A 22,900-nucleotide genomic window follows, 5' to 3' on the forward strand; every position below is an offset into this window, starting at 1 on the left:
GCCGACGTGCGGGGCCGGCCATTCCTCGCGGGGCCAGGAAACCTGCCTTGGCGCCGCCCAGCGCTACGCTCGGCCGCTTCGCTCCCCTTGCCGGGAGCTCGCGGTTCCGGCCCGCAGAGCGCGTGGGAGGGGATCGCCGTCAGGCCGCGAGAGACGCGGCCCTAACCCGATGGAGAATCCCATGAACCTGACCCTTCCGCTCGACGACAGCTACGAGCCTCCCCACGCGTCCTCGCCGACCGCCCGCTACATCTTCGAGATGCAGCTCTACGGCCATCGCCCCTTCCAGGACGAACCCGATCCGCGGCCGTTGCCGGAGGAGCCGGCTGTCCAGTCCGCGCTCACGGCCATCTTCGACGCCTTCGCCGAAATGCTCGGCGACACACGGCTGGAGCCCGACCTCGAAGACCTGCTCTGGTCGACCGTCAATCTCTTCCACCGCGCCGGCGACCGCATCCAGCGCGATCTGCAGCGCAACGAAGACGCGCAGCGAAGCGGGCAGCGCGAACAGGACGGCACCGAGGTCAAGTCCGTCGAGCTGGAGCGCCATGTGGCCGAGGGCATCACGCTTCTTGAGCGCCGCAACGCCTTCGAGTTCATGCGCGACCTCGCGGCCGACCTGTTCGAGGCGCAGACCGGCTCAACCTGGCGACCGCGCACCGGCTCGAAGGTCAACCACGCCAACCTGACCGCCGCCATGATCGACAGCCGCGACTTCCTTTCGGCGCGCCGCCGGGCCGAGACCGAGGTGCTGATCCCGGCCGGCACCAAGATCGCCTTCTCCGGCGGCATGGACTTCAACGATCACGAGCTGATCTGGGATGCGCTCGACCGGGCCCGCGCCAGGTTCCCCGATATGGTGCTCCTGCACGGCGGATCGCCGCGAGGTGCCGAGCGCATCGCGGCGTGCTGGGCCGAAAGCCGCAAAGTGACGCAGATCGCCTTCAAGCCAAACTGGGCCCGTCACGCCAAGGCGGCCCCGTTCCGTCGGAACGACGAGATGCTGTCGGTCATGCCGAGCGGCCTGATCGTCTTCCCCGGTTCCGGCATCACTGGCAATCTCGCCGACAAGGCGCGCCGTCTCGGACTCCCGGTCTGGCGCTTCGGAGATGGCGGCGCGTGATAGATTGTGCCGCAACCGGCGCTATCTCGACCAAGCTCCCGGCGCTCGAAACGCCGAGAGCTATGGCTCGCGGCCACGTTCAGAATGTCATGCTCGCCGGCTGCGTTTGCATTCGACGACAGATCGGGGAGGATCCCGCGGCTCGGCGTGGGTTCTTGTAACGCGTTCCGACTCCCGCTTGTAGGGCTTGGATTCGCCCGCGACCCTCTTGCCGCGTCGTTTGAAGCTAAGGACAGGAGATTGCATAGGCGTCGTTCTTACGCTTGGGCAAAAAAGTCGGTCATGCTGTCGGCCGATCTGCGCCGAACGAGCCGATGCTGTCGACACCCATTCGATCCTGCATGGCGGTCAAGTCGTCGCCTGTTGATTTAAGCAGTTGTCGGTCCGCTACGCTTCGGCTTTGGCTGATGCAGCCGACGCCTAACATTCGGGCGCAGTGCATTGCGCACATCCTTGTCCACCACGGCCAGGTCGAACCATTCCCGATCGAAATATCCTCCACACCACCGCTTGGTGTCGGCGTGTTCGGGGTCTGTCTTGTCCGACATGATTTCCAGGAAGTGCTCATAACCGGGAATACCGCCAACATCTTCAGGCGGCCTGGCGCGCGCTCCATCGATGCAGGTCCCGTGCTTGGGCGCGACGTCGAGGGCAACAAGTTCCTCGATCGCGACAGTGTGAGACCAGTTATCGCCGAAGTCATAGATGTATTTGAACAGGGCTCCCCGGCCGAAGTCGCGGAGGCGAACCTCACGACAATCAAAGACGCGGGGGTCGTCTTCAGCGGCATCCTCCGTCAGGAGCTCGACATCGCCATAGCGCAGGCCACCGATGTTGAACTCGTGCAAATGATAGTTCCACCAGTTGAAGGCCGCCTGAATGGCAAGGTGGAGTTGCTCAAGAGTCCAGCCTGACGGCAAAACAAGTCGACGCCATATTTTCGGCTGGATCTCATCCAGCGAAACGTGAATCTGGACTGCGTTGATGGTCTTGAACATGCCGCATGTGAACAGGACAGGCTGAAATGGGTCAAGCCGGCGCCGGCAGTCGACTACACGAGGATGCCATGCGGAAAATCCACATGGCGCTTTGAGACGATCTGGAACGCGCCGTCATCGTTCCGCAATCCGTGCACGTCGCCATCATGGTGTTGCCGGTGGATGCAGGCGCGTATCGAGCGCAAAAAGCTCCTGGAGCTTCAGCGCATAAGCGCCCGAAGCGACACTGGCGACGAAGACGAGATTCCAACTATGCGAAGAAACAGCACTCGGGATTGCCACGAAGCGGTGGCGCCGCAGAAGGTCGTCGCCGAACGCTTGCTGTCCGGCACTGGGAATACCCGGGCGCAGCCAGTTGGGGTTGGGAACCGCGCCAGGATCCACGACATAGACATCTGTTGCGTCGGTTATGACGGCAGCCGTCATCACATGCGGGACGGTGTCGAGCGTTGTGAAGCCCTTATGGACCGCCACTTCGAGAATCGCGGTCGAGGGATCGATGGAACAATAGACGGCCCGCACGCCCTTGCTGTTCCACCGCCCGCCGACCCGATACGAACCCTCACCGCTGTCCCAGGTTGGCGCAAAGCGGGCCTGATCGAGGCGCCAGACGAGAAACTCCGTACCGCCGAGCGCCGCCGGCAGCGGCGTCATGCATAGACGCCGTATTCGAGCCTTTCGAGGTAATCCTCGACAAGCTCGACGCCCGCCGGCGTCGCCAGGAGATCGATCGGCCGCCGCTGATCCAGACCGATCGCCGGGCGCTCAAGCCACTGCTCCGCCTCGGCCTGCGACCCCAGCACATCCGTCGCCTTGGCGAGGATTTCGGCAAACTTCCACGTCCGCCCACTCTGCTCCTGGCTGAGCGGCTTCGACGGTGTATCCTTGCGCCGCTGATAGGTGCGTACGCTCATGCCGACGGCCTTTTCGAGCGACTCGGCCTTGTGAATGAACACCAGCCGCCCGACGAGATAATCCAGCGCCGAGGTGGGCAACCCATGCAACAGCAGCTCATGGGCATCGAGCGCGCTGGTCACGCGGCGTGACAGGACGCGGGCGCCGCCCAACAGGTCCGCGACCTTCTGCAGGTCGCTGACACCTCTGTGTGGGGCTATGTTTTCGGCCGCGATCACCATGGCATTACCTAAATGCGTCACTTGTCTCTTTTCAATATGACAGTTGACGCGCGGCTTTTCAAGGATTGATCGCGCGGCAGGCGAGTCGCGCGAGGGAGAGGGGGCTGGAGCGGGGCGGGGGCTGCTGGAGAGAAAGAGAGACACCATGGCGATGATTTTTATTGGCGGCTCACGCGACGTCTTCGAACTGCCAGTCCCCGCGATCGAACGGATCGGCGCGATCGTAGCGGCCGAACACGGCGTGCTGATCGGCGACGCGCCGGGAGCCGATGCGGAGATCCAGGCCCTGCTCGCGGGCTACAAGTACGACCACGTCGGCGTCTTCCATGCCCTAGCCGAACCCCGCAACAATCTCGGCAACTGGGCCGCCTATCACATTCCGCCGCCGGACAGTGCAGAAGGCTTTGCCGTCCACGCCGAGAAGGACCGCGAGATGGCGAAACGCGCCGACTTTGGCATGATGGTCTGGGACGGCACATCACCCGGCACTGCCGTCAACGTGCTTCGGCTCGCCATCGCAAACAAGCCGTGCATCATTTGCGATCTGGCCAGGGGCAGCGTGGCGGCCACGTACACTGTGGAAGACTGGTGTGCCATGCTCCGCCATGCCGGTCCGGACATTCGCCGGCAAGCCGAGGCCCGCATGACGCCGGACGAGCGTCTGGCGTTGCCAGGATGACGTAGGCGCGGACCCGCCGACAGCCCGGCGGGTCCGATCCGATAGGCTTGATCCGGCTCCGCGCCCCAACTCCGCTTGTATGAGCGGCCGGGACCGTCCCCTTCGAAACCGACACACGCGCAGAGCCCCGGGGCGTTGTGCAGAAGGATCATCTTGACCTGCCTCGCATCTGAAGCGGGTGCAAGCGTGCCGAACATCCTGGCTTGCGCAGTCATCCAACCTGACTGCGCGGTATCGTCCCCGAGGGGCGTGAAGGCCCACTGCCAGCCGGCACCGATCTCGAAACCGCTATGCCGCCATACCGAACGCAAGGCGGTCACGCGCCAGGCTGCTGTTCGATGTGTTGGCAATGCCGACGACATGACCCGAGAGGCTGCAGCATGTTCCTGCGATCCGGCACCGTTGCGTCGGCGGTCTAGCGATGGCGGCCTGAGTTCTTTTCCTTCGGTCGCATCCGGGGCCATTCCCGTTTCATGTCGCCTTTGTAGACGACCGCCTGCTTTGTGCGGTCAACCCCCGTTGGGGGTACACTCGACGAATATTCAGGAAAATTCGATTTCTGTTTTTTGTCTGCGGACAGGCGAAGGGCCTGCCCGCATTTTTCGGCAAATAGAATTTTCCAGAATTTTCGCCGAGATGACCGCAGCAGGACGGCCCTCTCCTTTGGCGCCATCGGGAATGGTCCCGATGCAACCGAAGGAGAACTACCATGGCCACCACGATCGCAAACCTCACCATCAAGGCCGACGGCTCGATGGAAGGCGTCTTCGCCACGCTCCGGGTCAACGCCCCGATCACCCTCATCCCGAACACCAACAAGTCGCGCGACGACGCACCCGCCTATCGGATCGTCAACAAGCGTACGGGCTTCGAGATCGGAGCCGGCTGGCACCGCATCTCCCAGCGTTCGGGCGAGGAATACCTCTCGGTCAAGCTGGAAGCCCCCGAGATCGGCGTGATCTTCGGCAATCTCGCTCCCGCCCCGGGCGGCGAGGAAAACAAGAAGGTCATCCTCTGGAACAACCCCCAGTGAGGCATCGGTGGCCGGCCCCTCGAGGGGCCGGCTTCCCCACCGGCAAAAGGAGGTTGCAATGAGCCGCTACACCATCACCGTCACTGGCACCGTCACCGGAAAAGTCCGCTCGGATCCCGACGCTGTCATCGGCTACGATCCACCGCTGCGGACCTACTTCCTGCAAGCGTTCCCGCACGAAGAAACCGACGAGCCCGCGCTCTGGCTTGGCACCCGCGATCGAGCGTTCGAAACGCTTGAGGATCTTTGCCATGCAGCCATCTCACACGGCTACGACCTCATGCCGCTGCCGCCCGAATTGGCCGCAAAGCTGGTCGACGACAAAGCGGCAGCCAGCGGACGTTCGGAGCGGGACAGCATCCTCGGGGAGCTGCTGAAGCGCCTCAACCAACCCAACTAGGCAAACACGTCAAAGGGCCCGCGACGGAGTGCTCCGTCGCGGGCCCTTTTTTTTGCGCATAGCGAGCGTTGAATCCCCAGCGCCGACTGGAAACCCCACGCCTAGCCGCGCAAGTCTGGTGAACTATCGATTCGTTTCATCGACCAGGTGGACCAACGCACTGACCATGCTGGGCGGCAGAGTCCAGATCCGCTTGGCGAGTTTTATCTGGAAGAATTTTGTCAGCGGGTGACCGCGCCCTTCTGCGCCTTGGCGGGGCGTGAAAGTCAGGCCGCCTGTGCTGTGTCCGCCGACCTGCTGAACCATACTGACAACCAGAAAGATCAAAGCCAGAACAGCGACGATGGTGGCACAACGAAACAACCGATCATGCCTGAACATGGCGAGAACATTTTTGGCCCAGCGCATTGGCGTGGATTGCACAGGCAAAGTCGCCGCCTCCCTATCGAGGGCAACGGTGGCGGCGATCGTCCTAAGCGCGACGGAATCCACGATGCTGCTGAAACGCCTCGACCAATCCAAGCACTTTCGATGGGATTCTGGACTTTCCGAGTATTTTGGGCGCATTCTTGCGCCGGGGAGAAGGGGCTTGGATAAATCCCGCTATAATGATCGGTCGAGCCCGTGGCGCAAGCGTACTGGCGCAGGACCCTCGCTCGTACGGCGCTGGGCCAGCGTGCCGATGCGGTTGGTCTTCGTGACGACGGCTGCGGCTTTCGCTCTGGTGACGCAGTTTGTCATCCATAACAGCGGATCGCTGCCGGAAATCAATCTGCAGAACTTAATCAAGCCGAGACCGGTAGCAATTGCTGGGGTCGCATCTGTGATCGATGCGACACGATCGAGGGCATCGAGCGGCAACAGCTCCAACATCATCGTCGACGCCGTCGAACTCCTCACTTGACCCAATCGCGACAACTTCAACCAGACCGAGGACCCGGAGGACTTTCGTTCCAAGGGGCAGCTCCTGTCACCCCAAGCGCCTGCTCTGTCAACCGGACGGGATCGCTTCTGCGCGTCGGGTAGGCGGATCTCGGCTGATAGCCGCGCACCCGCTTGGCGCGCAGCAGCTCGAGGAAGAGCTCGACGGCTTCGCCCTCGGTATCGAAGGAGTGCTGTACCGTGCGGCCGGTGGTTCCGATCCGGCCCCAACGGCGGACCAGGCAGGTCTGGCCTAACAGGGTCTCCTCGATCGACAGCGCATAGAAGCGCGCCATGTTCCGATCCGCGTCGCGGCGTTCGATATGGAGGCGATAGAGCTGCGCGATCATTGGGGACAGAATCGCGCAGCCGGACGCGCGCGTCCAATGAATGGTTTGAATCAGCGGACGTGGATCGATTCACTCTCGTGATGGATGGAACCGAGCGTCAGTCGTGGCGCGTCTGGCTAACTCGGCTGCGCGCGCAAGGGTCGGCTGCATCGCGAGCGAATAGTGGAATGTCGCGGGCGGCGTATCCGTCTGTGGTGCGGTGGCAGCTAGAGTGAGCCGATCAGCGAGCTGAAAATGATCGGCACATACATACCCGCCGCGATCAGGGCGACGATCGTCAAGAATCAATGCGATGCTGAATGGGGCCAGCGCATCCGACCACGGCTCGCTCGCTTCTCTGGCAGGCCCATGCGAAGAGACGAAGGCGGCCTGTTTCTCTTAACTTAGCCCAATAGCTTCTGTGACCTGGTCTGCCGCGCTACGCGCCGGGTCGCTTCATCTTTTTTGCGGATGGCTGAGGTCAACTCGTCATAGTCGACGCCGCGCTTCTTCAGCGCCCTGCGCGCATCGTCGATCTCAAAGCCCAACAACTCGAAAACGGTCATGTTGAGCTTGGAAGCGATGCGCTCCATGGTCTTCAAGGTCGGATTGCCGATACCGCGCAGCATCGTATAGTAGGTCCCTCGCGCCAACCCCGTCTTGGGGAGGAAGGCCTCCATCCCACCATTCTCGATCTCAAGCTGCTGGAGGCGCAGCGCCAGCATTTCATTGAGGATGGAATGATCGACCGGCTGGGGTTTGCGGACGGGCGACATAGAAATCGATGAACTCCGGATGAGGTAGCTGCGCTGTGGAGACCATCAATACCGCAATGCTGTTATCTTGTATATGAAGCTTCTTATATATTGAATGTTGTCAAAGTGGAGCACGAAGCGTCAGGTCCTCCTGGTCCCTATGATTGCTGAGCTTGGGGGCGGCCGATGGTTCGATATGCAACGGCACGATGCTGGTCGAGCTGAGTGGGACTTTGGCGTCCCACCCTTGATGAACCAGGGTGGCCTCTTCAGGTATAGCGACATACGAGATAATGTATGGAGTTTTCGACCCAGGTGCGCGTTTTCTGTCTGGCACTAATGGTGATGTCGCTGGTTACCGCGCGACGCCGCCGGCCGACAAAAGGAATGATGCCAAGCAAGAAGCGGCTGTCCAGCCGTGCGAGGCGGCCGCCGCGTAGCGCAGCAAGCTCGCACCGGACCGCGCTCCTAAATTGCTGTCGGTGCGGCCGAGGGCTGATGGTCAGGCGTCGTGCGAGGGCGGGAGACGTCCAATGCGTTTGAGGTAGTCGTAGAGAACACGATCGATGATACGAAGAGGATGCGTGCGTTCTTCCGCGGCGATCTGGCGTAGGGCCAGATCGATGGCGTCGGGCAAGCGAAGTGCATAGGGACGTGACGAGCTGCGTTCGCCATAGGCATCGAACGGTCGCGGATTTCCCCTCTTCGGTTTTGCCAATGGTGGCGAGATCGGCCTGACGGCGTTGTGGGATAGGTGTGGTTCAGACTGAAGTGGCGTGGCGGAACTTGACGCCTGGGTCTTTGGTTGATCGTCGTAATGCGGTGTGATGACGACGGGCTTGGGCGCGAGCGGCGGGTCGGACGAGATCCGCTGGGCGCGAAAGGCGTCGCGCGGCAAGGCAGGACGGGGCGGTTTTGGGGTTTCGTTCATGTGGCATTGTCGCTGTGATTGGCGCCCTGGCTCGCTGCGAGCAATTCGCGCACGACCTGGTCGGCATTGTAGCGGGCTTTGCGGATCGACTGATCCGTGTCGCTCATCTGGTAGAGCGTACCGTGGCCGCTGGTCATCGTCCGATACGTGATGCGCCGGTAGAGCGCGTTGACGCAGACGGGCACCTGCTCGGCGTTTAGATAGGCGAGAACCTCGCGCAGCGGCCGGGTGTTGCGATCGAGGCTGTCGTATTCGTTGAAGAGGACGCGGTGCTGGTTCATGGGGAGACTGGCTGCGTCGGCGTGCTGCTCGAGGTTGCGGATGGTGCGCACGACCTGCGATGCATCGAAGGTGTGAACCTTGCAGGGCAGCACGACCAGGTCGGCGCGCAGCGCCGAATGCGTGAGCACTGGTCCGTAATAACCCGGCGTGTCGATGACGACGACGTCATGGCCGTCAAGACGCTCGAGGGCTTGCGCGAGGCTCTGTTCGTTCGATGCCCGCACGAGATCGATCCCTTTGGGACTGAGCCCCCGGGCGACCGAAGACGCATGCCATTGGTAGGAGGAGCCCTGAGGATCCGCGTCGATGATGGCGACCGAATAGTCATGCTTGGCGAACTCGCCGGCGAGGATGATGGCGACAGTCGTCTTACCGGAACCTCCTTTTGGATTCGCGACGGCGAAGATGCTCGGCATGAAGACTCCTCGTGGCGTCGCAATCGCGACGGCGAAAATGACCAAAGACAATATATTAGATATTTCGCTGCCGGCAAACGTGGAAGTCGTTATTCGCGCGGTCCCGCAAAGTGACAATGCGGCACTGCTGTGGTTCGGCAAAGCGGCAAAGCGGCAAGACGCTGTTGCCGGAAGGCGGCAATGACATTTCCTGGCAATGCCGTAACCCGCGTTTTGCGACATGCGGCAATGCGGCAACGCATGAATACCGGCCTTTGTCGACATAGCAGGAGCGTTCAGGTGTGCCGACAATGTCAAAAGGCGTCATAGCGGTATTGCGGTAAACAACGAGCGGGAAAAGCCGGGATGTCGCGGCCGATCGCGGCCCCTGGGTGGTGGGCAGAGAGCAGTTCAGCGGGATGCGGCTCCATTCAATCCGGAAAGGTTCAGTATAATAGATATTAGTTGACAAGATACCGGTTTGTGGGCCAAAACCGGGGAGGCTGCTGGACGCAGCCATGGCGCTGACGCGCGTTGCCTGCCGGCGAGCCCTGAGGTCCGCCGACCGTTAAAGGAAGAGGAGGACGGCTTTGGCCGGTTCCGCTGCATTGCCGAGACGCAAGCCCAGGCTCCGCACGGAGCTGTCGGAGTCCGATGAGCAGCGGCTTCAGGAGGCTGTCGCGCTGTTCGGCCTGCCGAAGGCCGAGGTGGTGCGGCGGTTGATCCGGGCGTCGGTGCAGGCTGGGCCGGCGCTCTCCGCCGAGAACACCGTCGTCATCGTGGATCTCGCCAACCAAGTCCGCATGGTCGGGCGCAATCTCTCCCAGGTCTTGAGAGCGATCCATCGTGGCCAGGCCGTGCCCATCGAGGACACGGAGCCGGTGTGGCGCGGCTTGCACGAGGTGATCGCGACGATCAACGCGGAACTCACCGAGATGACGGTCGCCTATGGCTCCAAGCTTCGACGTGCTGGGAAGCTTACACCATCGCAGGACGGTCGCTCTTGAGCCGGGCGGATCACATCGGATGGTGGCTTGAGCAGGTCAACGCGGCGCGGCGGGCCGTCGAAACGGCCCGCGAGGAACGCCGGCGGCCCCGGCGACCGCGGCCGCTTGACGACGAGCGCCAACCGAAAGCCAAGCGGGGTTCGCCGCCACCAGGTCCGTCGTCTCAGGCAGACATTCGTGGAACGACGATCTCGGGCGGCCAGGACGAGGAGCGGCGTCGGTTTCTGCCGGTGGCGGCCAGGCGAGGCGCCGGCGGGCTGGCGGGGAACAGCGGATCTCGGTCGTCGTCGGCGCCGATCACCGGAAATCTTTCGAGCCGTGGTGGAGCGCAGGGGCGTGGGGTTCTTGGCCGCGCGCGGCAGCTGGCGGCGGGTTACCAGCCGGCGGTCATCAAAGTGGTGTCCTACGCCCGGGGCGTCGCGCGCGCGACGGCAACGGGCCAGTATGTGCAGCGCGAGGAGGTCGCGCTCGAGACCCACGATGGTCGCCTGCTTGGGGATCGTGCAGCTGTCGCCGACGAAATCAAGCTCTGGTCGAGGAGTTTCGCGAAGCGGGCGGAGAGCCAGGATGTCGCTGCCATGCGCCTTAAACTTCACGGCGTGCCCGACACACCGGCTGGGCGACAGACCTATGAGAAGGCGATTGCTGCCGGGTTCGAGGGCCATCGTCATGCCCATCGTCTCGATGCGACACCCTCGGGCGAGCTGGAGGCGCGGCTCGTTGTGGCGATGGCGGGATCCTCCAAGGAGCGGTTTCGAGTCCGGGAGGAACGGGTTGGCAATGCCGAGGTTGGCCTCACGCGACGCCGGCTCGATAGCCGATCCGAGGCGGCTGTGAAGGCGCGCATCGAGGTGGCGACCGGCCATGCGACGCATGGCATCGGCGTTGATCCGAGCCCCAGCAGCCACGGGAGAGACGGTGTGACCTTTCGACTGAACAAGCTGATCGAGAAGGGCGCCGTCATCGACGATCGTGGCAAGGTTTTGTCGAACGTCGCCGATGCGCGCGTCGCCGCGCGGGAATGGGGACCGTCGCTGCGGTCGCAATCCGCGCGCGACACAATGCACCTGATCATCTCGGCGAAGACCGGGGCGGACGTCGCGGCCCTGACCGACGCCGTCCGCGCGTTCTTGCATGACAGATTCGCCAACCACAAGTTCATGTTTGGCGTTCACACCGACAAGCAAGCCGACGGGCATATCCATGCCCATGCCATCATCACCGTGAAAAGCGAATTCGGGCAGAAGATCCATCCGGGCCGTGAGACGTTCCGCGAATGGCGCGAGGTGTACGCCCGGCATGCCCAGGCGCATGGGCTGAAAATCGTCGCCACCTCGGCGAAGGAACGGGCATCGTCGCAGAGTTACGGTCCGAAGGACAAGGCGATCGTCGGCGTGGCCGAGCGGCCGCGGTCGGCGCGGGAAGCGCGTGACCGCGCTTACGCGGCGAATCCTGCCAACCAGCGGCTCATCGACAATGCCAGGAACCGGATCCGTGTCGCTCGGGCGAACCCCATCAAGCTTCCGGCCTCGGAGCCCGATCGTCGCGCGGTCACCGAAAGCGTCGCCGCCTGGCGAACTGTCGCGCGCGAGCGTCCGGACAATGCACTGGCCAAGCACATGTTTGAACGACTGGCGATGGCGCATACGTTGGGCAACGTCCTGCACATGATTGGGAAACGGGTTGATCATCTTACGAAGGAGAATCACGGCATGGCGGTCACATCGAAGCAGATGACGAAGGATCTTCGGCTCATGAACGAGGCGGTTTCGCGCACGAGCGATCTCCTCGTTGGGGAGACCAAGCAGCGGTTTCAAGAGGCATCGGCACGCTACCTTGAGACACTCGCCAACAGAATCGATCTGCAGCGCGCACAGGAGCGCGGCGCGCAGCAACTGTCGCGCCCCGAAATCGAGGCGATGACCGGGGTCAATTCCGATCGCCTGATCGCGCGGGCGCAACAGGTCAGCCTGAAGGAACGGCGCGAGGCCGTCTCGGCCGAACGGATTGTCGATCGCGCCGTCGAGGCGGAGCGCCGGCAGGAGGCGCGTGGCGGGATCGACCCGGCGTCGCTTCGCGAGCTTGGTGCAGATCGGGCCATCGTCGCGAGCGCGCAGCGGTCCGCCGCCCGCGAGGAGCGCGAGGCTGCGGCCGCCGCTGAGGCTTCGCGTGTGCTCGCCAATCATCCCGCACAGAAGCTGCCGCAGTCGCTGCTTCAGACCGATGCGATTGCCAAGCTGCGCTTGGAGCAGGAAAAGCTGCTGCGCGACATGGAGGCCAAAAAAGCCCAGGTGCAGGCAAGCAAGGGCCAGACGATAAAGTGACGATCGCGCGCATCGAAAGCCTGGCGATGTTTTTGTTTGCTCGGCCAGCATAGCTTATGATAACCTATTTTATCATAAGCATTTGGGGAGGGCCGATGAAGACGCTTTTTTCCCGTCGAACCGTCCTCGCGGCGATCGATGTTCTGGAGTCGGTTTCAACCCAGGCGGAAATCAGCGCGCTGTTCCTAGAGTTCGGTCCGGACGTCTACCGCGATCTTCGTGGCGAAGGCTTCAGCGCCAAGAAGCGGATGAATGACCTCAAGGCATTTGTCGACGCCAACCCCGAGCAGCAGGTCGACGGCGGTCTGCTGGAAAACATCCTGGTTGAAAAAGCGGTCAGTCACATGCCCTCCGAAGCGCCCGAATACCCTTGGTCTGAACCCGTCACGCTTCACCCTGTGTATGTGCCGCTCAAGCATGCGTTGGCGCAGGACGACTATGTCGTCATGGCAGGCAAGCTGCGACGCACTTTGCCAGAGGATATTGGCATGCCACAGGTTCAGTCCGAGATGAGGGTTCTGCTCGACCGACATGGTTTCGCCACCGCGAAGGGACATCTCGACCAGGCGCTCGATGCTCACGCGCGAGGCCAATGGGCGAGCGCCAATGGGCAGCTTCGCAATTTTCTCGATTCGGTGCTGGACGAAATGGCGACGAAGATCGATCCATCCGCAGCCGGGCTCGCCAGCGGCCAGCCACGAAGGAGCAAGCTGGCAGCAGCGGGTTTTCTGAGCATTCCGCTTAACGAATGGGACAATGACGGCCGGGGATTCCTCAATGGCCTGTTCAAGCGGCTGGCGCCGGCGGGGTCGCATCCGGGGCTCTCGGAACCCGACGACAGTACGTTTCGGCTACACATCGTGCTCTTGACGGCCGCCCTCCTGCTTCGACGATTTGACGCATGGGGTCAGCCATGAACGAGCTCGTCGCGGTTTCCATCCCGTCCGTTCCCGCCCTGGTCGCCGCCGCCGGCGAGCGCGCCCGCTGGCGCTTCCTCGAATTCTTCACCGCCCATATCCGCAATCCGAACACCCGCCGCGCCTACAGCAAGGATGTCGGCCAGTTCCTCGACTGGTGCCAGGCGCAGGGCGTGCGCGACATCACCGAGATCCACACGTTGCATGTTGCCACCTATGTCGAGCTGCTGACGAAGAGCCACGCGGCGCCGACGGCGAAGCGGCATGTGTCGGCAATACGCAGGCTGTTCGATTGGCTGGTGACCGGGCAGATCATTGCGGCGAACCCTGCCTTGTCGGTGAGGCCGCCACGGCATTCGCAGCGGCGCGGCAAGACGCCGATCCTCGATGCGGACGAGGCGCGCGCGTTGCTCGACAGCATCGACACCAGCACCCTTCTTGGCGTTCGCGATCGGGCGCTCATTGCCTTGATGATCTTCGCGTTCTCACGGATCGGGGCATGCGAAAGCATGAAAGTGGGCGACGTGTTCCAGCGTCAACGGCGGCTATGGGTGCGGCTGCATGAAAAGGGCGGCAAGGAGCATGAAATGCCTTGCCATCACACGCTGGAAGCAGCGCTCGATGCCTGGCTTGAGGCCAGTGGGCTCCGTGACGATCCGAAGGCCGCCCTGTTCCCCAGCTGCCCGCGTCGCACTAGCGGCGACGACAAGGGATGGATCACGACAGGCAAACCCATCACGCAGCCCGGCGCCTATCAGATGATGCGCCGGCGTGCGCAAGCCATCAGCATGGCGACGATCGGAAACCACAGCATGCGAGGCACCGGCATCACGGCTTACCTCAAGAATGGCGGGACCTTGGAAAAGGCGCGAGACATGGCAAACCATTCCACCACCACAACGACGCAGCTCTACGACCGACGGAGCGATGTTGTGACACTCGATGAGGTTGAGCGGATTCTCATCTGATCGCGGCGGCGGCCTCGCTATCCGGTTCATTGGCAGGAGATTGGACTCCTCGGCCAGTTGAAGGGGGAGCGACACCTCGCCGACGTTAAGACGCCGGCCGGTATGGTCATAGAATTCCCGCATTCGCGCCGCCATTTCGACGAGCTACGGTGAGCGCTTTTATGACCGAAAGATGTCGGTGGTGGATCGGCAGTGCGACACCGGCGGATCTCGCCGATGCCGGTCTAATTGAAAGAGCTGGCTCGGAGGCCCGTGAACGATGCCTCGAGGGCGGTCACATGGACGACATATATGCTCCACGTTCCATTCCTCTCGCCCGCGACCGCCACTCTTGCGGCAACTCGAGAGCGTTCGAGTTCGACGTACCCGGGATCGCACTCGTGGGCCTTCACTTCGAAGCGAAAATAGCCGCGGCACGCGGCCCCTGCAATCCTCCTTCTGTCGGGCAAAATGCGCTGGAGACAAATCTCAAAGCTCGAATAGAGCTGGCGGCGGCTGGTATGGATTAGCACGTATTAACGCCACACCACCGGCGACTATTAGTAAGACGACAACAACGAGTCCGCCATCGGAGACGTAGAGAATATACTCATTTACACCAAATATCGGGCTGTTCGCTCCATCTATCCGCTGCCCGATGGCGAAGCAGGGCTGCTTCGGGCAGCCAAGCGCATAAGCCTTTGTCCGACTTCCCAAGAAATCACCTTGCAGGGCTAGCGGATCATCCCAGCGATGGATTTGGCTTTCCCCATAACGGACGCCAAACACTATGAGCGCCAACGACACCGCGAGCGCAAAGGCGCACACCGTGGCCCATGAGATGATGCGGCTTCGGACCGCCTCGTCTTCGAATGTCGTATTTGGCGGCACCAGGAGCAGCGCGTTCTTGCGCTTTGCGATCTGCACGTAGAACGCCAGTGTCCACATCAGCGCGGCAGCTACGATCAGCGTGACCAGCAGACCCCAATAGGCACGGGAGACCAGCACTCCTTCAGGAGGCGGCTTGTCCGTCAGGCCGCCCCGCACATAGACGGCCCAGCCGATGGCCAAGGGGATGAACAGGTTGCCGATCCACGTCCACAGTTCGGCAATTGTCCTTGTATAACTGAGGCAAAGCGTGAGCCCCCTACCCGACACCTCCGATCCCTATACCCGTGCTAGCGTGAATGTCACACAAGCGTTCGAACACCCGTGTTAGCCTTTGCACGGCCGTAGGACACGGGGGATGCTATGAAGATTGTCGCCGGAGTGGTGATTGCTTTACTCGCGCTAGGCGGCCTCTACCTCTTCCTGCGAGGCGATCCGCTGCTGGCGGAGTTGAATAAACACTGGCCAGCGGTCAATCTGGACCAACAACGTCAGGCGGCTGTTGACTCCACGGCTTCTGCCCTCCTTGCGCTGACGGCACCCAACGTAGCAGCGGGCGTTGACGCGGACACGATAAAGAAGCTCGCTTTTGAAAATGTGAAATCCTGGGGCGTCAGCAAACTTGAAGTTGCAACCGACCGACAACTCCTGCACCTGACCGCCGATTTCAACGTGACACTTAAGCCGGATGATCTCCCGCCGGGATCGGACAAGCGACCACTGGTCGAAAAATGGAAACCGCAGATCGCGGGCCATATCAACCTCTTTCTCGGGGCCGCCGCAACGCTTACGTCGGGACCGCAGCGCGCTATCCAGGTCCGCCTGCTTCCGTCGCTCCGGGAGGTGAAAATCGACAAGGCCACCATTGAGGGAAGCGTCGATGCAAGCGCTGCCGGCGAGGTGATCGCATTCCTGCTCAACCGGTACGCCGACAATTTGGCCTCGGCCGTCAGCGAAAAGCCGCTGCTCGATTTAACCCTTCCGCCGATGCTTCAGGAGGGGATCGATCCCTCGGCCGTCATCAAGCCGGACATCAAGGATTCGCCGGATCTGAAGATCGTAGTGACTGGAAATCACATCAAGAGTCCCCTTGGCCTGGGGCCGGCCGCATGGCTCATTGATGGGGATCGGCTTGTGGCGCTCATTCAACTGACGCCGATTGACAAGCCTCTGTCCAATCCGGGCTCTGCCTCCGGCAAATTCGAAGAGGTCCGGGCCGCGATCATGAAGAGCCTCAGCGCCGGTCTGGACATCCCATCGGCGCCTGCAGGGGTTTGGATAGCGCTAGGAAAAGAGCTCGTCGCACAGACGCTCGACAGTGTATTCGCACAAGCGCAGCCATGCCTCGATGCCTCGGGATCAATGGCCGACAGTTTCCAGAAAAAAATTCCGATCCCCAATGGATCGCAAATGAATTGCATGCCTGAGAAGGAATGCCGGCAGGATCAACGCTGCGACACCCAGCACGATGACAGGGACTGCCGGCGCGCCCGCGATTGCCCTCACAACCATGACACCCGAGAGTGCAAGAAATGTGCCCTTGGAGTGTGCGTCAACGACCCTGTCTGCGAAGGAGCGAAAGCGACACAGAATGCGGCCTACGATGCGAGCTATTCTGCCTGTGTGGCTTTGGGGCCGGTGATTGACGGCGTATGTGAGGCAGCGAAAGCCGGGCAGAACAAGCTATACGAGGCCCAGCGGTTGCAGTGTGAAGCTGAAAAGGAGGGTAGACGCCAGCTCTGCGAGGTCGAAAAGACCGCGAAAAAAGCTGGATGTGAGGCTGTCAAGCAGGCAGAGAAGACCGTGTCGCAGACGGGTAACTTCGCTAACGTCAGTGGGGATATTTCGGGTCCTGGGGAGATCAAGGTCTGTTTTCAAGACGTTCATTTCGCGGATTCCATGAACTCGCTCGCCTTGAACATGACCGCTTCAGGCTCCGGGTCGGTCAAGGCAGCTTTTAAATTTGTGCCCCTGGATGCCGGGCATGTTCTCTGTCCGTTTGAATGGACGGCGGACAAGACGATCAGCGTTTCTATTCCAGCTCAATCGATCCCCATACGAGTGTCACTCGCGCGCAGACCTTCTCCCGATAAGATTATCTACGAAGCCACGCTCGACGAGACCTCGGTCAGCCTTCATTTCAATCCGAGCCCCTTATCCTTGATCCTGCAAAATATCAATTTCGCCCTGGCCTGCCCCATCCCCGCAGGGATAATCAACGGTATCACCCTCAACCTCGCACCGGCCATTCCGGAAGTACTGAAGGACTACAGGTACAATCAGAAATCGATCTCCTTTCCTTTCACCGTGGGCTTCCCTGACAAGCCTTTGTTGGGTCACACGATCAAGCCCGAATTTGCAGAGACCTCGCGGGCGATCATGTTATCTGGGTCCTTGCAATGATACGCAACCTGAGGCGCTGAGATTAATAGTCTCGGCAGACAATTCGCGCTTCCCGCTCATCCATTTCTGGAGTTGGCCGTCGCAGATTCTTCGAGCGTGGTGCAGCTCAGTAGAGAGGCTTTCGCAATTGTGCGTGGCGCTCCGATCGATTGCGAGGAGGCCTGTGCACAACGAAGCCCCGCTCGGCCGAGCAGGGCTTCTTGAAGTGCCCGGCCTCAATCACCTTTGCGGCGGGACTAGATTAGATCAGGTTGAAGCTCACGCAAATGCCGCTTCTGACGTCCCCCTTCAGGTCGCGATGGGATGGCAAGGCATCGATCTTTCTCCCGCTGCGGCGCTTGGCAATCTGCAACCCATGCTTACAAAGGCGAAGGCGAAGGATTTATGTTGTACGGATTCAATCCGTACTATATCATTTGGGCCAAGGAGATACCTATGCCCCGCAATGTCAGTGACAATGGCCGAATCGATTTCCGGATTCCGCCAGAAGCAAAAGCCGTGATCGCACGTGCAGCGGCCTTGTCGAATGTCGGTATAACCGAGTTTGTCACGCGCTCAGCGCTGCGTGACGCTCAGGCCGCGATCGAACGCGCCGAACATCTCGCGCTGTCTGAACGCGACAGCCTGCGTGTCCTCGACCTGCTCGAAAATCCGCCGGCGCCTACCGACCGTCTCATCCGTGCCGCCAAGGCCGGTCAGACCCTCGCGTGAGTTCCCTCGTTTGGCAGGAAATGCCGATCGGTAAACAGCATGACCGTGCCGCTTTCGACTGTGGCGACGCCGAGCTCAATACCTACCTACAGCGCTTCGCGCGCCAAAACCACGAAAGCGGCGGCGCGAAAACCTTCGTCGCCGTGACGGCGGAAGATCTGTCGCACATCCTGGGGTTCTATTCCCTCAGTCCCGCTTCCATGGACTATGCCCGCACTCCGGCGATCGCCAAGCGTGGCCTCGGCCGCTACGACGTGCCGGTCTACCGTCTCGGTCGCCTCGCGGTGGATCGTACGATACAAGGCCGCGGCCTCGGTGGCGGTTTGCTACTCGCCGCCGGGAAGCGCTGCATGGCCGTCGCGCAGGAAGTCGGCGGCGTCGCCTTGCTTATCGACGCCAAAGGTGACCAGGCAGCACGCTGGTATCAGGGCTACGGCGCGGTCCGTCTTAGTGATACGCCGCTATCCCTGGTCCTGCCTTTCGCCGCGATCGCCAGGGCGATAGGCGAGATATGAAAGCAGCAGTAAATCGACTGCCATCCATGTCATAGTAGATGCTGCCGAAGTCCATGGCGCTGTTGGCACCAATGTGGGTGAGCTGCGCAGTGCCAACGGCCGTTGACAGCGACGGCCGCGCGTCGACGGTGAGGAAATTTAGTCATCCCCAAACCGCTCCTGCAAGGTGGCGAGTGCCGATAAAGCTTCCTTGAGCTTCGGCGTTGTGGTCGCCGTGCGGGCTGAGGCCGCCATTACATCGAAGTCGTCTTGTTGGGTACCCTCGGTAGCGGCGAGCAAGTCACGAATATTGCAGTTCTCGTCTTGCGGGGCGTTGGGCTCCTCGCCGAGCGACAGGACCTTTTGAGATTGCTTAACAGGGATCCCTTTCGCCACCAAGGGTGGGGTGAGCGGAAAGGCAGGCTCGGCCGCAGACTGAACGCTGTTGCGAGTATATCCATTTTTCGGTGCGGCCTCAGGCCATGTTTTTTTGGCGTTGGGTTGGCGCTGCGAAGGCTTAGCTGCGTCTTCGGCCGCGTCCGGGTTGGGCGGCAGGTTGATGGCACCGCCGAGAATCTCATCGTTCCATTTGCGCAGCGCGGGCAAGGTGGGCGGTCTTCCCTTAACTTGCTCGAAAAGCCGCCGATATGGCCGATCCTGATAGTGCCGGATCTTGGTAAGCTGAAAGGAGCGCGAGTTCTTGACGATCAGGATCGAGGTCCGCGCGGACATCTCGCGCAGCTCGAGTGGGCTGCGCAGCGGCCGCGGGGTGTAGTGTGGTGCCCAGAGGCGCGGGGCGAAGATCCCCTGCCCCGGTCGCATCACCGGCGTCTTGTAGATCTGTGTCGTCTCGCCGAGCATCTCAGATACGAATTCCGAGGTCTCCAGATCGTTGATCTGAATGAAGAGCTTGATCTGCGAACCGGAGACGGTGGTGATGCGCGTGTTCTTGCCATAGAGCTCGTCGAGCTGGGCAATGTCCTGCATGACGATTGCCATACGAAAACCATAGCCGGCGCTGATCGTGATCTTCGAGATGAGGGAATCCATGCGGCCGACGTGGTAGAATTCGTCGAGCATGAGCAGCACCTGATGAGGCTCGTCCTCGCCCGGGATTTTCACCATCATCAGGTCGTGGATCTGCTGGAACAGGATGCGGATGAGCGGGCGAAAGATCGACAACTCGGCGATGGTGCAGCCAATAAAAATCGTCATCGGACGGCGCCTGAGCTCGCGGATATCGAAATCAGATGTCTCAGTAGCGGCCGAGATCAGACCGTTGTTCCACAGCGACATTGCCATGTTGACGTTGAAGAGGGCCGAATTCCTGGTTTCCGGCTCCAGGGCGATATATTGATTGAAGCTATCGACAACCCATGTCGGCAGGTGCAGGCGCTCGGTCTTCACGATGGCCCGCAGCACGGAGGAAATATCCCTACCCGTCGTCGTCAGGCGCGCAACGCTGCGCATGTGCTGCGCGCCGGCGATAAGCGGTGAGGAGAGCACGTAGCCGATTAGCGCGGACAGCAGCAGGCGGCCGGCACCCGCCCAAGTATCGTCCGCCTTCTCAGGGATGACGAAGGACGCCACAACCAGACAGTCGGTGGCCATCCGCTCGTCGCGCCGCACGAAGTCGAGCGGATTGTAGCGATGCGTATCGTTCGAGCCAGGCGAAAACATGAAGACTTTGTTGCCCATCGCATGGCGGTGGTTGGCGAGCGCTTCAAAATTCTCGCGCTTCGGGTCGAAGAACACGGCCGAGCCTTGCCAGAGATAGCCATTCGGCAGAACAAAACCGGTGCCCTTGCCCGATCGCGACGGACCGACCACGAGAATGTGAGCGGGTTCGTCGGAGCGGATCGTCGCCCCGGCGAGCTTGCCAAGGATGATCCCTTGCCTTGCTGTCAGGCCCTGCTTGGCCGCGTCCAGCACGGTGCCGAAACGCGCTTCGCCGTAGGGCATCTGCCGGCGATTGACAATCGCGAACAGCCAGCCGGCGAGCCCCAGCACCACGACGCTGCCGGCGGCGATACCGGCGCGGATCAACGCCTCGACCTGCGTCACCGGAAAGAAGACGCGCGCGTAAAAATGCCGCCAGGCGATCAGGAAAACGCCCGCGGTGCGATGGTCGTTCTGCATGCGTAACAGTGCCCAGCGGGTTGCGCCCTCGCTCGGGAAGCGGGCCGGCGCCCAGCGGAGCGCGACAACGATTTCATAAGCCAGGCTCCACGCGAGCCAGAACCCGATGAGCGCCAGAAGGGCTACGCCGATCCTAAAGGCGACGACGCGTGCCATGGACAGTCTTCCTCTTACCCCTGCCCTCGCCCCACTCGGCCATACGCGCGAAGTAGATGGCCGAGGTGCCTCGCCATCCACCAATCTTTTGTTGCTGAATGACGATCGGCAGCACCGATTTGATATAGCCGACTATTTCCTCGCGCCTGAACCCGAGGCTGGCCTGCATGACCATGAGGGCGAGCTGTTCGAGCGCGCCGGCCGGGCTGTCGGCATGGACCGTGGTGATGCTGCCGGGATGGCCGGTGTTGATGGCACGCAGGAACGAATAGGCCTCGGCGCCGCGGATCTCACCGAGGAAGATGCGATCCGGTCTCAGGCGCATTGACGCCTGCAGCAGTGTCTCCACGGTGACGCGGGCCTCGCCCTGGTCGCCCTTCGAGGCGACGAGCGGCAGAAAGTTCTGCTGGATCGGCTTCACCTCGCGCGTGTCCTCGATCGTGATGATGCGCTCGTCGACCGGCACCTCCTTCAGGATCGCGTTGAGGAACGTGGTCTTGCCCGAGCTCGTGCCACCGGAAAGCAGGATCGAATAGCGGTTGACGACAGCGAGGCGGATGAAATCCTCGATGCGGCCTGCGTCGAGATGCGCGCACAGGGTGTGGTCGACCTCGGACAACGTGGCGCCCGTCGCGGTCACAACCTTTTCGAAGGAGCCGAGCTTGCGGTAGTCGCCGAGGCGCATGTCTTTGATGACCTGCTTGCGAATGGCGAAGGCCCCTCCCCCGGTCGTCGCCGGCGGCATGACGCCCTGAAACCGTTCGCCTGTGGGAAGTGCTGCCGACAGAAGCGGGTGCTCTTCGTTGATGCTTTGGCCGGAGAAGCCCGCAACGCGTTCGGCCAGATGCCGGATCGCCGTTTCGGTCAGTTCCGGAACATCATGATACTCCATGGCGGATTGGCCGAAGCGCTCCACCCAGACCGCGCCCGGTCCGTTGACACAGATTTCGACCACCTGGTCGTCGTCAAGCCAGGGCCGGATCGGGCCGAGCGCTTTATCGAGAAAGATCGTCTGGTTTCGAGCCGGAACGTTCACGTTTGAGCTCCTGAAGCGCCTCCTTGACCGGATCGGGATAGAGTGCCGAGAAATCGAGGTCGCGTCTGACGAAGACGATGATCCGGGTGCCCTGGTCGAGGTAAATGGTGGGAGGGATGTTGATGGAGTTTTTAAGCGCGTCTTGCGCGATGTTGGTCAGGGTCTGCGAGACGTTCTGCGCGGCGATTTGGCGGGCCTGAAGCGCCTGTTGGTTCTGATTGGCGCCGGTCTGGGTCGTGGTGACCACACCGGTCACCGGATCGGTTGTGGTGATCGTCGTGCCGCCGGTGTTGCTAGCGTTTTGGCCAAGGCCGCTCAGGAATTGGGAGAAACCGCCAACGACCGAGAGCATGATCGCTGAACCAAACCGCTCGACATAGTGATTGTCGACAAATCCGGCATTGCCGGCGCGGCCGAGGTCGTCGGTGCCGATCGATCCGAGCTGCACCGACACCCCATCCGACCGCAGCATCCGCGTCCAGACGATGAAGACGCGGGTCTGGCCTTGAGTGATGCCGGATTTGTATTCGCCGACGAGATGACTGCCGGCGGGAATAAGGATGCGCCGGCCGTCGAAGGACCAGACATTTTCGGTGGTCACCGCGCGCACCATGCCGGGAAGATCACTTTGCACCGCGGTCTCGAGAACGCCGCGGATGAGGGTCCCCTGCGCGACGAGTGCGTCGATGCGGTCATTCTTGATGGCCTTCGCCACGTCGACACCGGCGTTCGCGACGCTGGCCAGAAACCGCCGGTTCGGGTCGTCCTCCTGCTGCCCCGTGCCGTCGCGCGCGCTGTCGCCCGGGTTCGCTGCCCCGTCGTTGGGAGCGGCATTGTCGGCGATCACCTGCGGCGCCCGCAGCCGCTCCCATTTGCGCCGCTCCGCTTCCTGGCGC

General features: G+C 61.8%; 25 protein-coding genes. 13 read left to right on the forward strand and 12 right to left on the reverse strand.

Going from position 1 to position 22,900, the window contains the following annotated elements:
- Nucleotides 1-181 precede the first annotated feature (181 nt).
- Nucleotides 182-1,123, forward strand: a complete 942-nt coding sequence (locus DH10_RS35275; protein ID WP_192385906.1) for a DUF2493 domain-containing protein — start codon at nt 182-184, stop codon at nt 1,121-1,123.
- Nucleotides 1,124-1,491: 368 nt separating this feature from the next.
- Here the strand turns inward: DH10_RS35275 and DH10_RS35280 are convergent, their stop codons facing one another.
- The 3 genes from DH10_RS35280 to parS form a co-directional block, all read right to left on the reverse strand.
- A complete protein-coding gene (locus tag DH10_RS35280; protein ID WP_192385907.1) occupies nt 1,492-2,121 on the reverse strand; it encodes a plasmid pRiA4b ORF-3 family protein in 630 nt (209 codons plus the stop codon).
- 144 nt (nt 2,122-2,265) lie between these two features.
- Nucleotides 2,266-2,775 (reverse strand): RES family NAD+ phosphorylase, encoded by a 510-nt coding sequence (locus tag DH10_RS35285; protein ID WP_192385908.1) that lies wholly within the window; start codon nt 2,773-2,775, stop codon nt 2,266-2,268.
- Nucleotides 2,772-3,257 (reverse strand): type II RES/Xre toxin-antitoxin system antitoxin, encoded by a 486-nt coding sequence (parS, locus tag DH10_RS35290; protein WP_096459613.1) that lies wholly within the window; start codon nt 3,255-3,257, stop codon nt 2,772-2,774. Before parS ends, DH10_RS35285 begins: the two co-directional genes overlap by 4 nt.
- Nucleotides 3,258-3,402: 145 nt before the next feature.
- Between parS and DH10_RS35295 the strand changes: the two genes are divergently transcribed.
- From DH10_RS35295 to DH10_RS35305, 3 genes are all read left to right on the forward strand, one after another.
- Nucleotides 3,403-3,936 (forward strand): hypothetical protein, encoded by a 534-nt coding sequence (locus DH10_RS35295; RefSeq protein WP_192385909.1) that lies wholly within the window; start codon nt 3,403-3,405, stop codon nt 3,934-3,936.
- 709 nt (nt 3,937-4,645) lie between these two features.
- Entirely contained in the window at nt 4,646-4,969 is a 324-nt protein-coding gene (locus DH10_RS35300; protein ID WP_096459607.1) for a DUF736 domain-containing protein, read from the forward strand.
- Nucleotides 4,970-5,027: 58 nt separating this feature from the next.
- Complete coding sequence (locus tag DH10_RS35305) at nt 5,028-5,369, forward strand: hypothetical protein (RefSeq protein WP_192385910.1); 342 nt, start codon at nt 5,028-5,030, stop codon at nt 5,367-5,369.
- Nucleotides 5,370-5,492: 123 nt separating this feature from the next.
- On the opposite strand, the gene DH10_RS35310 is transcribed toward DH10_RS35305, so the two are convergent.
- Nucleotides 5,493-5,861 carry a hypothetical protein gene (locus tag DH10_RS35310; protein ID WP_192385911.1) on the reverse strand — a complete coding sequence of 123 codons (369 nt, stop codon included), beginning with the start codon at nt 5,859-5,861 and terminating at the stop codon, nt 5,493-5,495.
- Nucleotide 5,862: 1 nt separating this feature from the next.
- On the opposite strand from DH10_RS35310, the gene DH10_RS37475 reads away from it, so the two are divergent.
- A complete protein-coding gene (locus tag DH10_RS37475; RefSeq protein ID WP_246811694.1) occupies nt 5,863-6,273 on the forward strand; it encodes a hypothetical protein in 411 nt (136 codons plus the stop codon).
- A gap of 16 nt (nt 6,274-6,289) precedes the next feature.
- Here DH10_RS37475 and DH10_RS35320 read toward each other — a convergent pair whose 3' ends face one another.
- From DH10_RS35320 to DH10_RS35335, 4 genes are all read right to left on the reverse strand, one after another.
- Nucleotides 6,290-6,640, reverse strand: coding sequence for a WGR domain-containing protein (locus DH10_RS35320; RefSeq protein ID WP_192385912.1), 351 nt, complete (start codon nt 6,638-6,640; stop codon nt 6,290-6,292).
- Nucleotides 6,641-7,023: 383 nt separating this feature from the next.
- A complete protein-coding gene (locus tag DH10_RS35325) occupies nt 7,024-7,395 on the reverse strand; it encodes a helix-turn-helix domain-containing protein (protein WP_096459757.1) in 372 nt (123 codons plus the stop codon).
- Between the two features lie 481 nt (nt 7,396-7,876).
- Nucleotides 7,877-8,305 (reverse strand): hypothetical protein, encoded by a 429-nt coding sequence (locus tag DH10_RS35330; RefSeq protein WP_192385913.1) that lies wholly within the window; start codon nt 8,303-8,305, stop codon nt 7,877-7,879.
- Nucleotides 8,302-9,003: a ParA family protein gene (locus DH10_RS35335; RefSeq protein ID WP_192385914.1), complete on the reverse strand. Its 702-nt coding sequence runs from the start codon at nt 9,001-9,003 to the stop codon at nt 8,302-8,304. Before DH10_RS35335 ends, DH10_RS35330 begins: the two co-directional genes overlap by 4 nt.
- Between DH10_RS35335 and DH10_RS35340 the strand changes: the two genes are divergently transcribed.
- The 5 genes from DH10_RS35340 (at nt 9,002) to DH10_RS35360 (ending at nt 14,198) form a co-directional block, all read left to right on the forward strand.
- Complete coding sequence (locus tag DH10_RS35340; RefSeq protein WP_192385915.1) at nt 9,002-9,187, forward strand: hypothetical protein; 186 nt, start codon at nt 9,002-9,004, stop codon at nt 9,185-9,187. The two genes, DH10_RS35335 and DH10_RS35340, sit on opposite strands and share 2 nt — an antisense overlap.
- Nucleotides 9,188-9,572: 385 nt before the next feature.
- Nucleotides 9,573-9,989 (forward strand): hypothetical protein, encoded by a 417-nt coding sequence (locus DH10_RS35345; protein WP_192385916.1) that lies wholly within the window; start codon nt 9,573-9,575, stop codon nt 9,987-9,989.
- On the forward strand, nt 9,986-12,313 hold the full coding sequence (locus tag DH10_RS35350; RefSeq protein WP_192385917.1) for a relaxase/mobilization nuclease domain-containing protein: 2,328 nt from the start codon (nt 9,986-9,988) through the stop codon (nt 12,311-12,313). The genes DH10_RS35345 and DH10_RS35350 overlap by 4 nt, the downstream gene beginning before the upstream one ends.
- Before the next feature lie 95 nt (nt 12,314-12,408).
- Nucleotides 12,409-13,230: a hypothetical protein gene (locus DH10_RS35355; RefSeq protein WP_192385918.1), complete on the forward strand. Its 822-nt coding sequence runs from the start codon at nt 12,409-12,411 to the stop codon at nt 13,228-13,230.
- A complete protein-coding gene (locus DH10_RS35360; protein WP_192385919.1) occupies nt 13,227-14,198 on the forward strand; it encodes a tyrosine-type recombinase/integrase in 972 nt (323 codons plus the stop codon). Before DH10_RS35355 ends, DH10_RS35360 begins: the two co-directional genes overlap by 4 nt.
- 468 nt (nt 14,199-14,666) lie before the next feature.
- On the opposite strand, the gene DH10_RS35365 is transcribed toward DH10_RS35360, so the two are convergent.
- Nucleotides 14,667-15,335 carry a hypothetical protein gene (locus DH10_RS35365; RefSeq protein ID WP_192385920.1) on the reverse strand — a complete coding sequence of 223 codons (669 nt, stop codon included), beginning with the start codon at nt 15,333-15,335 and terminating at the stop codon, nt 14,667-14,669.
- A gap of 93 nt (nt 15,336-15,428) precedes the next feature.
- Here DH10_RS35365 and DH10_RS35370 point away from each other — a divergent pair, with 93 nt between their 5' ends.
- The 3 genes from DH10_RS35370 (at nt 15,429) to DH10_RS35380 (ending at nt 18,694) form a co-directional block, all read left to right on the forward strand.
- Nucleotides 15,429-17,468, forward strand: coding sequence for a hypothetical protein (locus DH10_RS35370; protein ID WP_192385921.1), 2,040 nt, complete (start codon nt 15,429-15,431; stop codon nt 17,466-17,468).
- A 435-nt stretch (nt 17,469-17,903) separates the two neighbouring features.
- Nucleotides 17,904-18,179 (forward strand): type II toxin-antitoxin system TacA family antitoxin, encoded by a 276-nt coding sequence (locus DH10_RS35375; protein ID WP_096459572.1) that lies wholly within the window; start codon nt 17,904-17,906, stop codon nt 18,177-18,179.
- 20 nt (nt 18,180-18,199) lie between these two features.
- The gene (locus DH10_RS35380) at nt 18,200-18,694 is read left to right on the forward strand and encodes a GNAT family N-acetyltransferase (protein ID WP_192385922.1); all 495 of its coding nucleotides are present in this window, start codon (nt 18,200-18,202) and stop codon (nt 18,692-18,694) included.
- Between the two features lie 138 nt (nt 18,695-18,832).
- On the opposite strand, the gene DH10_RS35385 is transcribed toward DH10_RS35380, so the two are convergent.
- The 3 genes from DH10_RS35385 to virB10 form a co-directional block, all read right to left on the reverse strand.
- Complete coding sequence (locus DH10_RS35385) at nt 18,833-20,968, reverse strand: type IV secretory system conjugative DNA transfer family protein (RefSeq protein WP_192385923.1); 2,136 nt, start codon at nt 20,966-20,968, stop codon at nt 18,833-18,835.
- Nucleotides 20,946-22,004, reverse strand: coding sequence for a P-type DNA transfer ATPase VirB11 (gene virB11 / locus DH10_RS35390; protein WP_192385924.1), 1,059 nt, complete (start codon nt 22,002-22,004; stop codon nt 20,946-20,948). Before virB11 ends, DH10_RS35385 begins: the two co-directional genes overlap by 23 nt.
- Nucleotides 21,964-22,900, reverse strand: a 937-nt coding sequence (gene virB10, locus DH10_RS35395; protein ID WP_192385925.1) for a type IV secretion system protein VirB10, incomplete at its 5' end; no start/stop codon positions are given. The genes virB10 and virB11, both read right to left, overlap by 41 nt.

The organism is Mesorhizobium silamurunense (assembly GCF_014843825.1).
Classification (GTDB): domain Bacteria; phylum Pseudomonadota; class Alphaproteobacteria; order Rhizobiales; family Rhizobiaceae; genus Mesorhizobium; species Mesorhizobium silamurunense.

Excerpts from the sequence above, each read along its gene's own strand:
- DH10_RS35275 (WP_192385906.1), top strand. The coding sequence starts at position 182 with ATGAACCTGACCCTTCCGCTCGACGACAGCTACGAGCCTCCCCACGCG.
- DH10_RS35280 (WP_192385907.1), bottom strand. The coding sequence starts at position 2,121 with ATGTTCAAGACCATCAACGCAGTCCAGATTCACGTTTCGCTGGATGAG.
- DH10_RS35285 (WP_192385908.1), bottom strand. The coding sequence starts at position 2,775 with ATGACGCCGCTGCCGGCGGCGCTCGGCGGTACGGAGTTTCTCGTCTGG.
- parS (WP_096459613.1), bottom strand. The coding sequence starts at position 3,257 with ATGGTGATCGCGGCCGAAAACATAGCCCCACACAGAGGTGTCAGCGAC.
- DH10_RS35295 (WP_192385909.1), top strand. The coding sequence starts at position 3,403 with ATGGCGATGATTTTTATTGGCGGCTCACGCGACGTCTTCGAACTGCCA.
- DH10_RS35300 (WP_096459607.1), top strand. The coding sequence starts at position 4,646 with ATGGCCACCACGATCGCAAACCTCACCATCAAGGCCGACGGCTCGATG.
- DH10_RS35305 (WP_192385910.1), top strand. The coding sequence starts at position 5,028 with ATGAGCCGCTACACCATCACCGTCACTGGCACCGTCACCGGAAAAGTC.
- DH10_RS37475 (WP_246811694.1), top strand. The coding sequence starts at position 5,863 with ATGCTGCTGAAACGCCTCGACCAATCCAAGCACTTTCGATGGGATTCT.
- DH10_RS35320 (WP_192385912.1), bottom strand. The coding sequence starts at position 6,640 with ATGATCGCGCAGCTCTATCGCCTCCATATCGAACGCCGCGACGCGGAT.
- DH10_RS35325 (WP_096459757.1), bottom strand. The coding sequence starts at position 7,395 with ATGTCGCCCGTCCGCAAACCCCAGCCGGTCGATCATTCCATCCTCAAT.
- DH10_RS35330 (WP_192385913.1), bottom strand. The coding sequence starts at position 8,305 with ATGAACGAAACCCCAAAACCGCCCCGTCCTGCCTTGCCGCGCGACGCC.
- DH10_RS35340 (WP_192385915.1), top strand. The coding sequence starts at position 9,002 with ATGAAGACTCCTCGTGGCGTCGCAATCGCGACGGCGAAAATGACCAAA.
- DH10_RS35335 (WP_192385914.1), bottom strand. The coding sequence starts at position 9,003 with ATGCCGAGCATCTTCGCCGTCGCGAATCCAAAAGGAGGTTCCGGTAAG.
- DH10_RS35355 (WP_192385918.1), top strand. The coding sequence starts at position 12,409 with ATGAAGACGCTTTTTTCCCGTCGAACCGTCCTCGCGGCGATCGATGTT.
- DH10_RS35360 (WP_192385919.1), top strand. The coding sequence starts at position 13,227 with ATGAACGAGCTCGTCGCGGTTTCCATCCCGTCCGTTCCCGCCCTGGTC.
- DH10_RS35370 (WP_192385921.1), top strand. The coding sequence starts at position 15,429 with ATGAAGATTGTCGCCGGAGTGGTGATTGCTTTACTCGCGCTAGGCGGC.
- DH10_RS35375 (WP_096459572.1), top strand. The coding sequence starts at position 17,904 with ATGCCCCGCAATGTCAGTGACAATGGCCGAATCGATTTCCGGATTCCG.
- DH10_RS35380 (WP_192385922.1), top strand. The coding sequence starts at position 18,200 with ATGCCGATCGGTAAACAGCATGACCGTGCCGCTTTCGACTGTGGCGAC.
- DH10_RS35385 (WP_192385923.1), bottom strand. The coding sequence starts at position 20,968 with ATGGCACGCGTCGTCGCCTTTAGGATCGGCGTAGCCCTTCTGGCGCTC.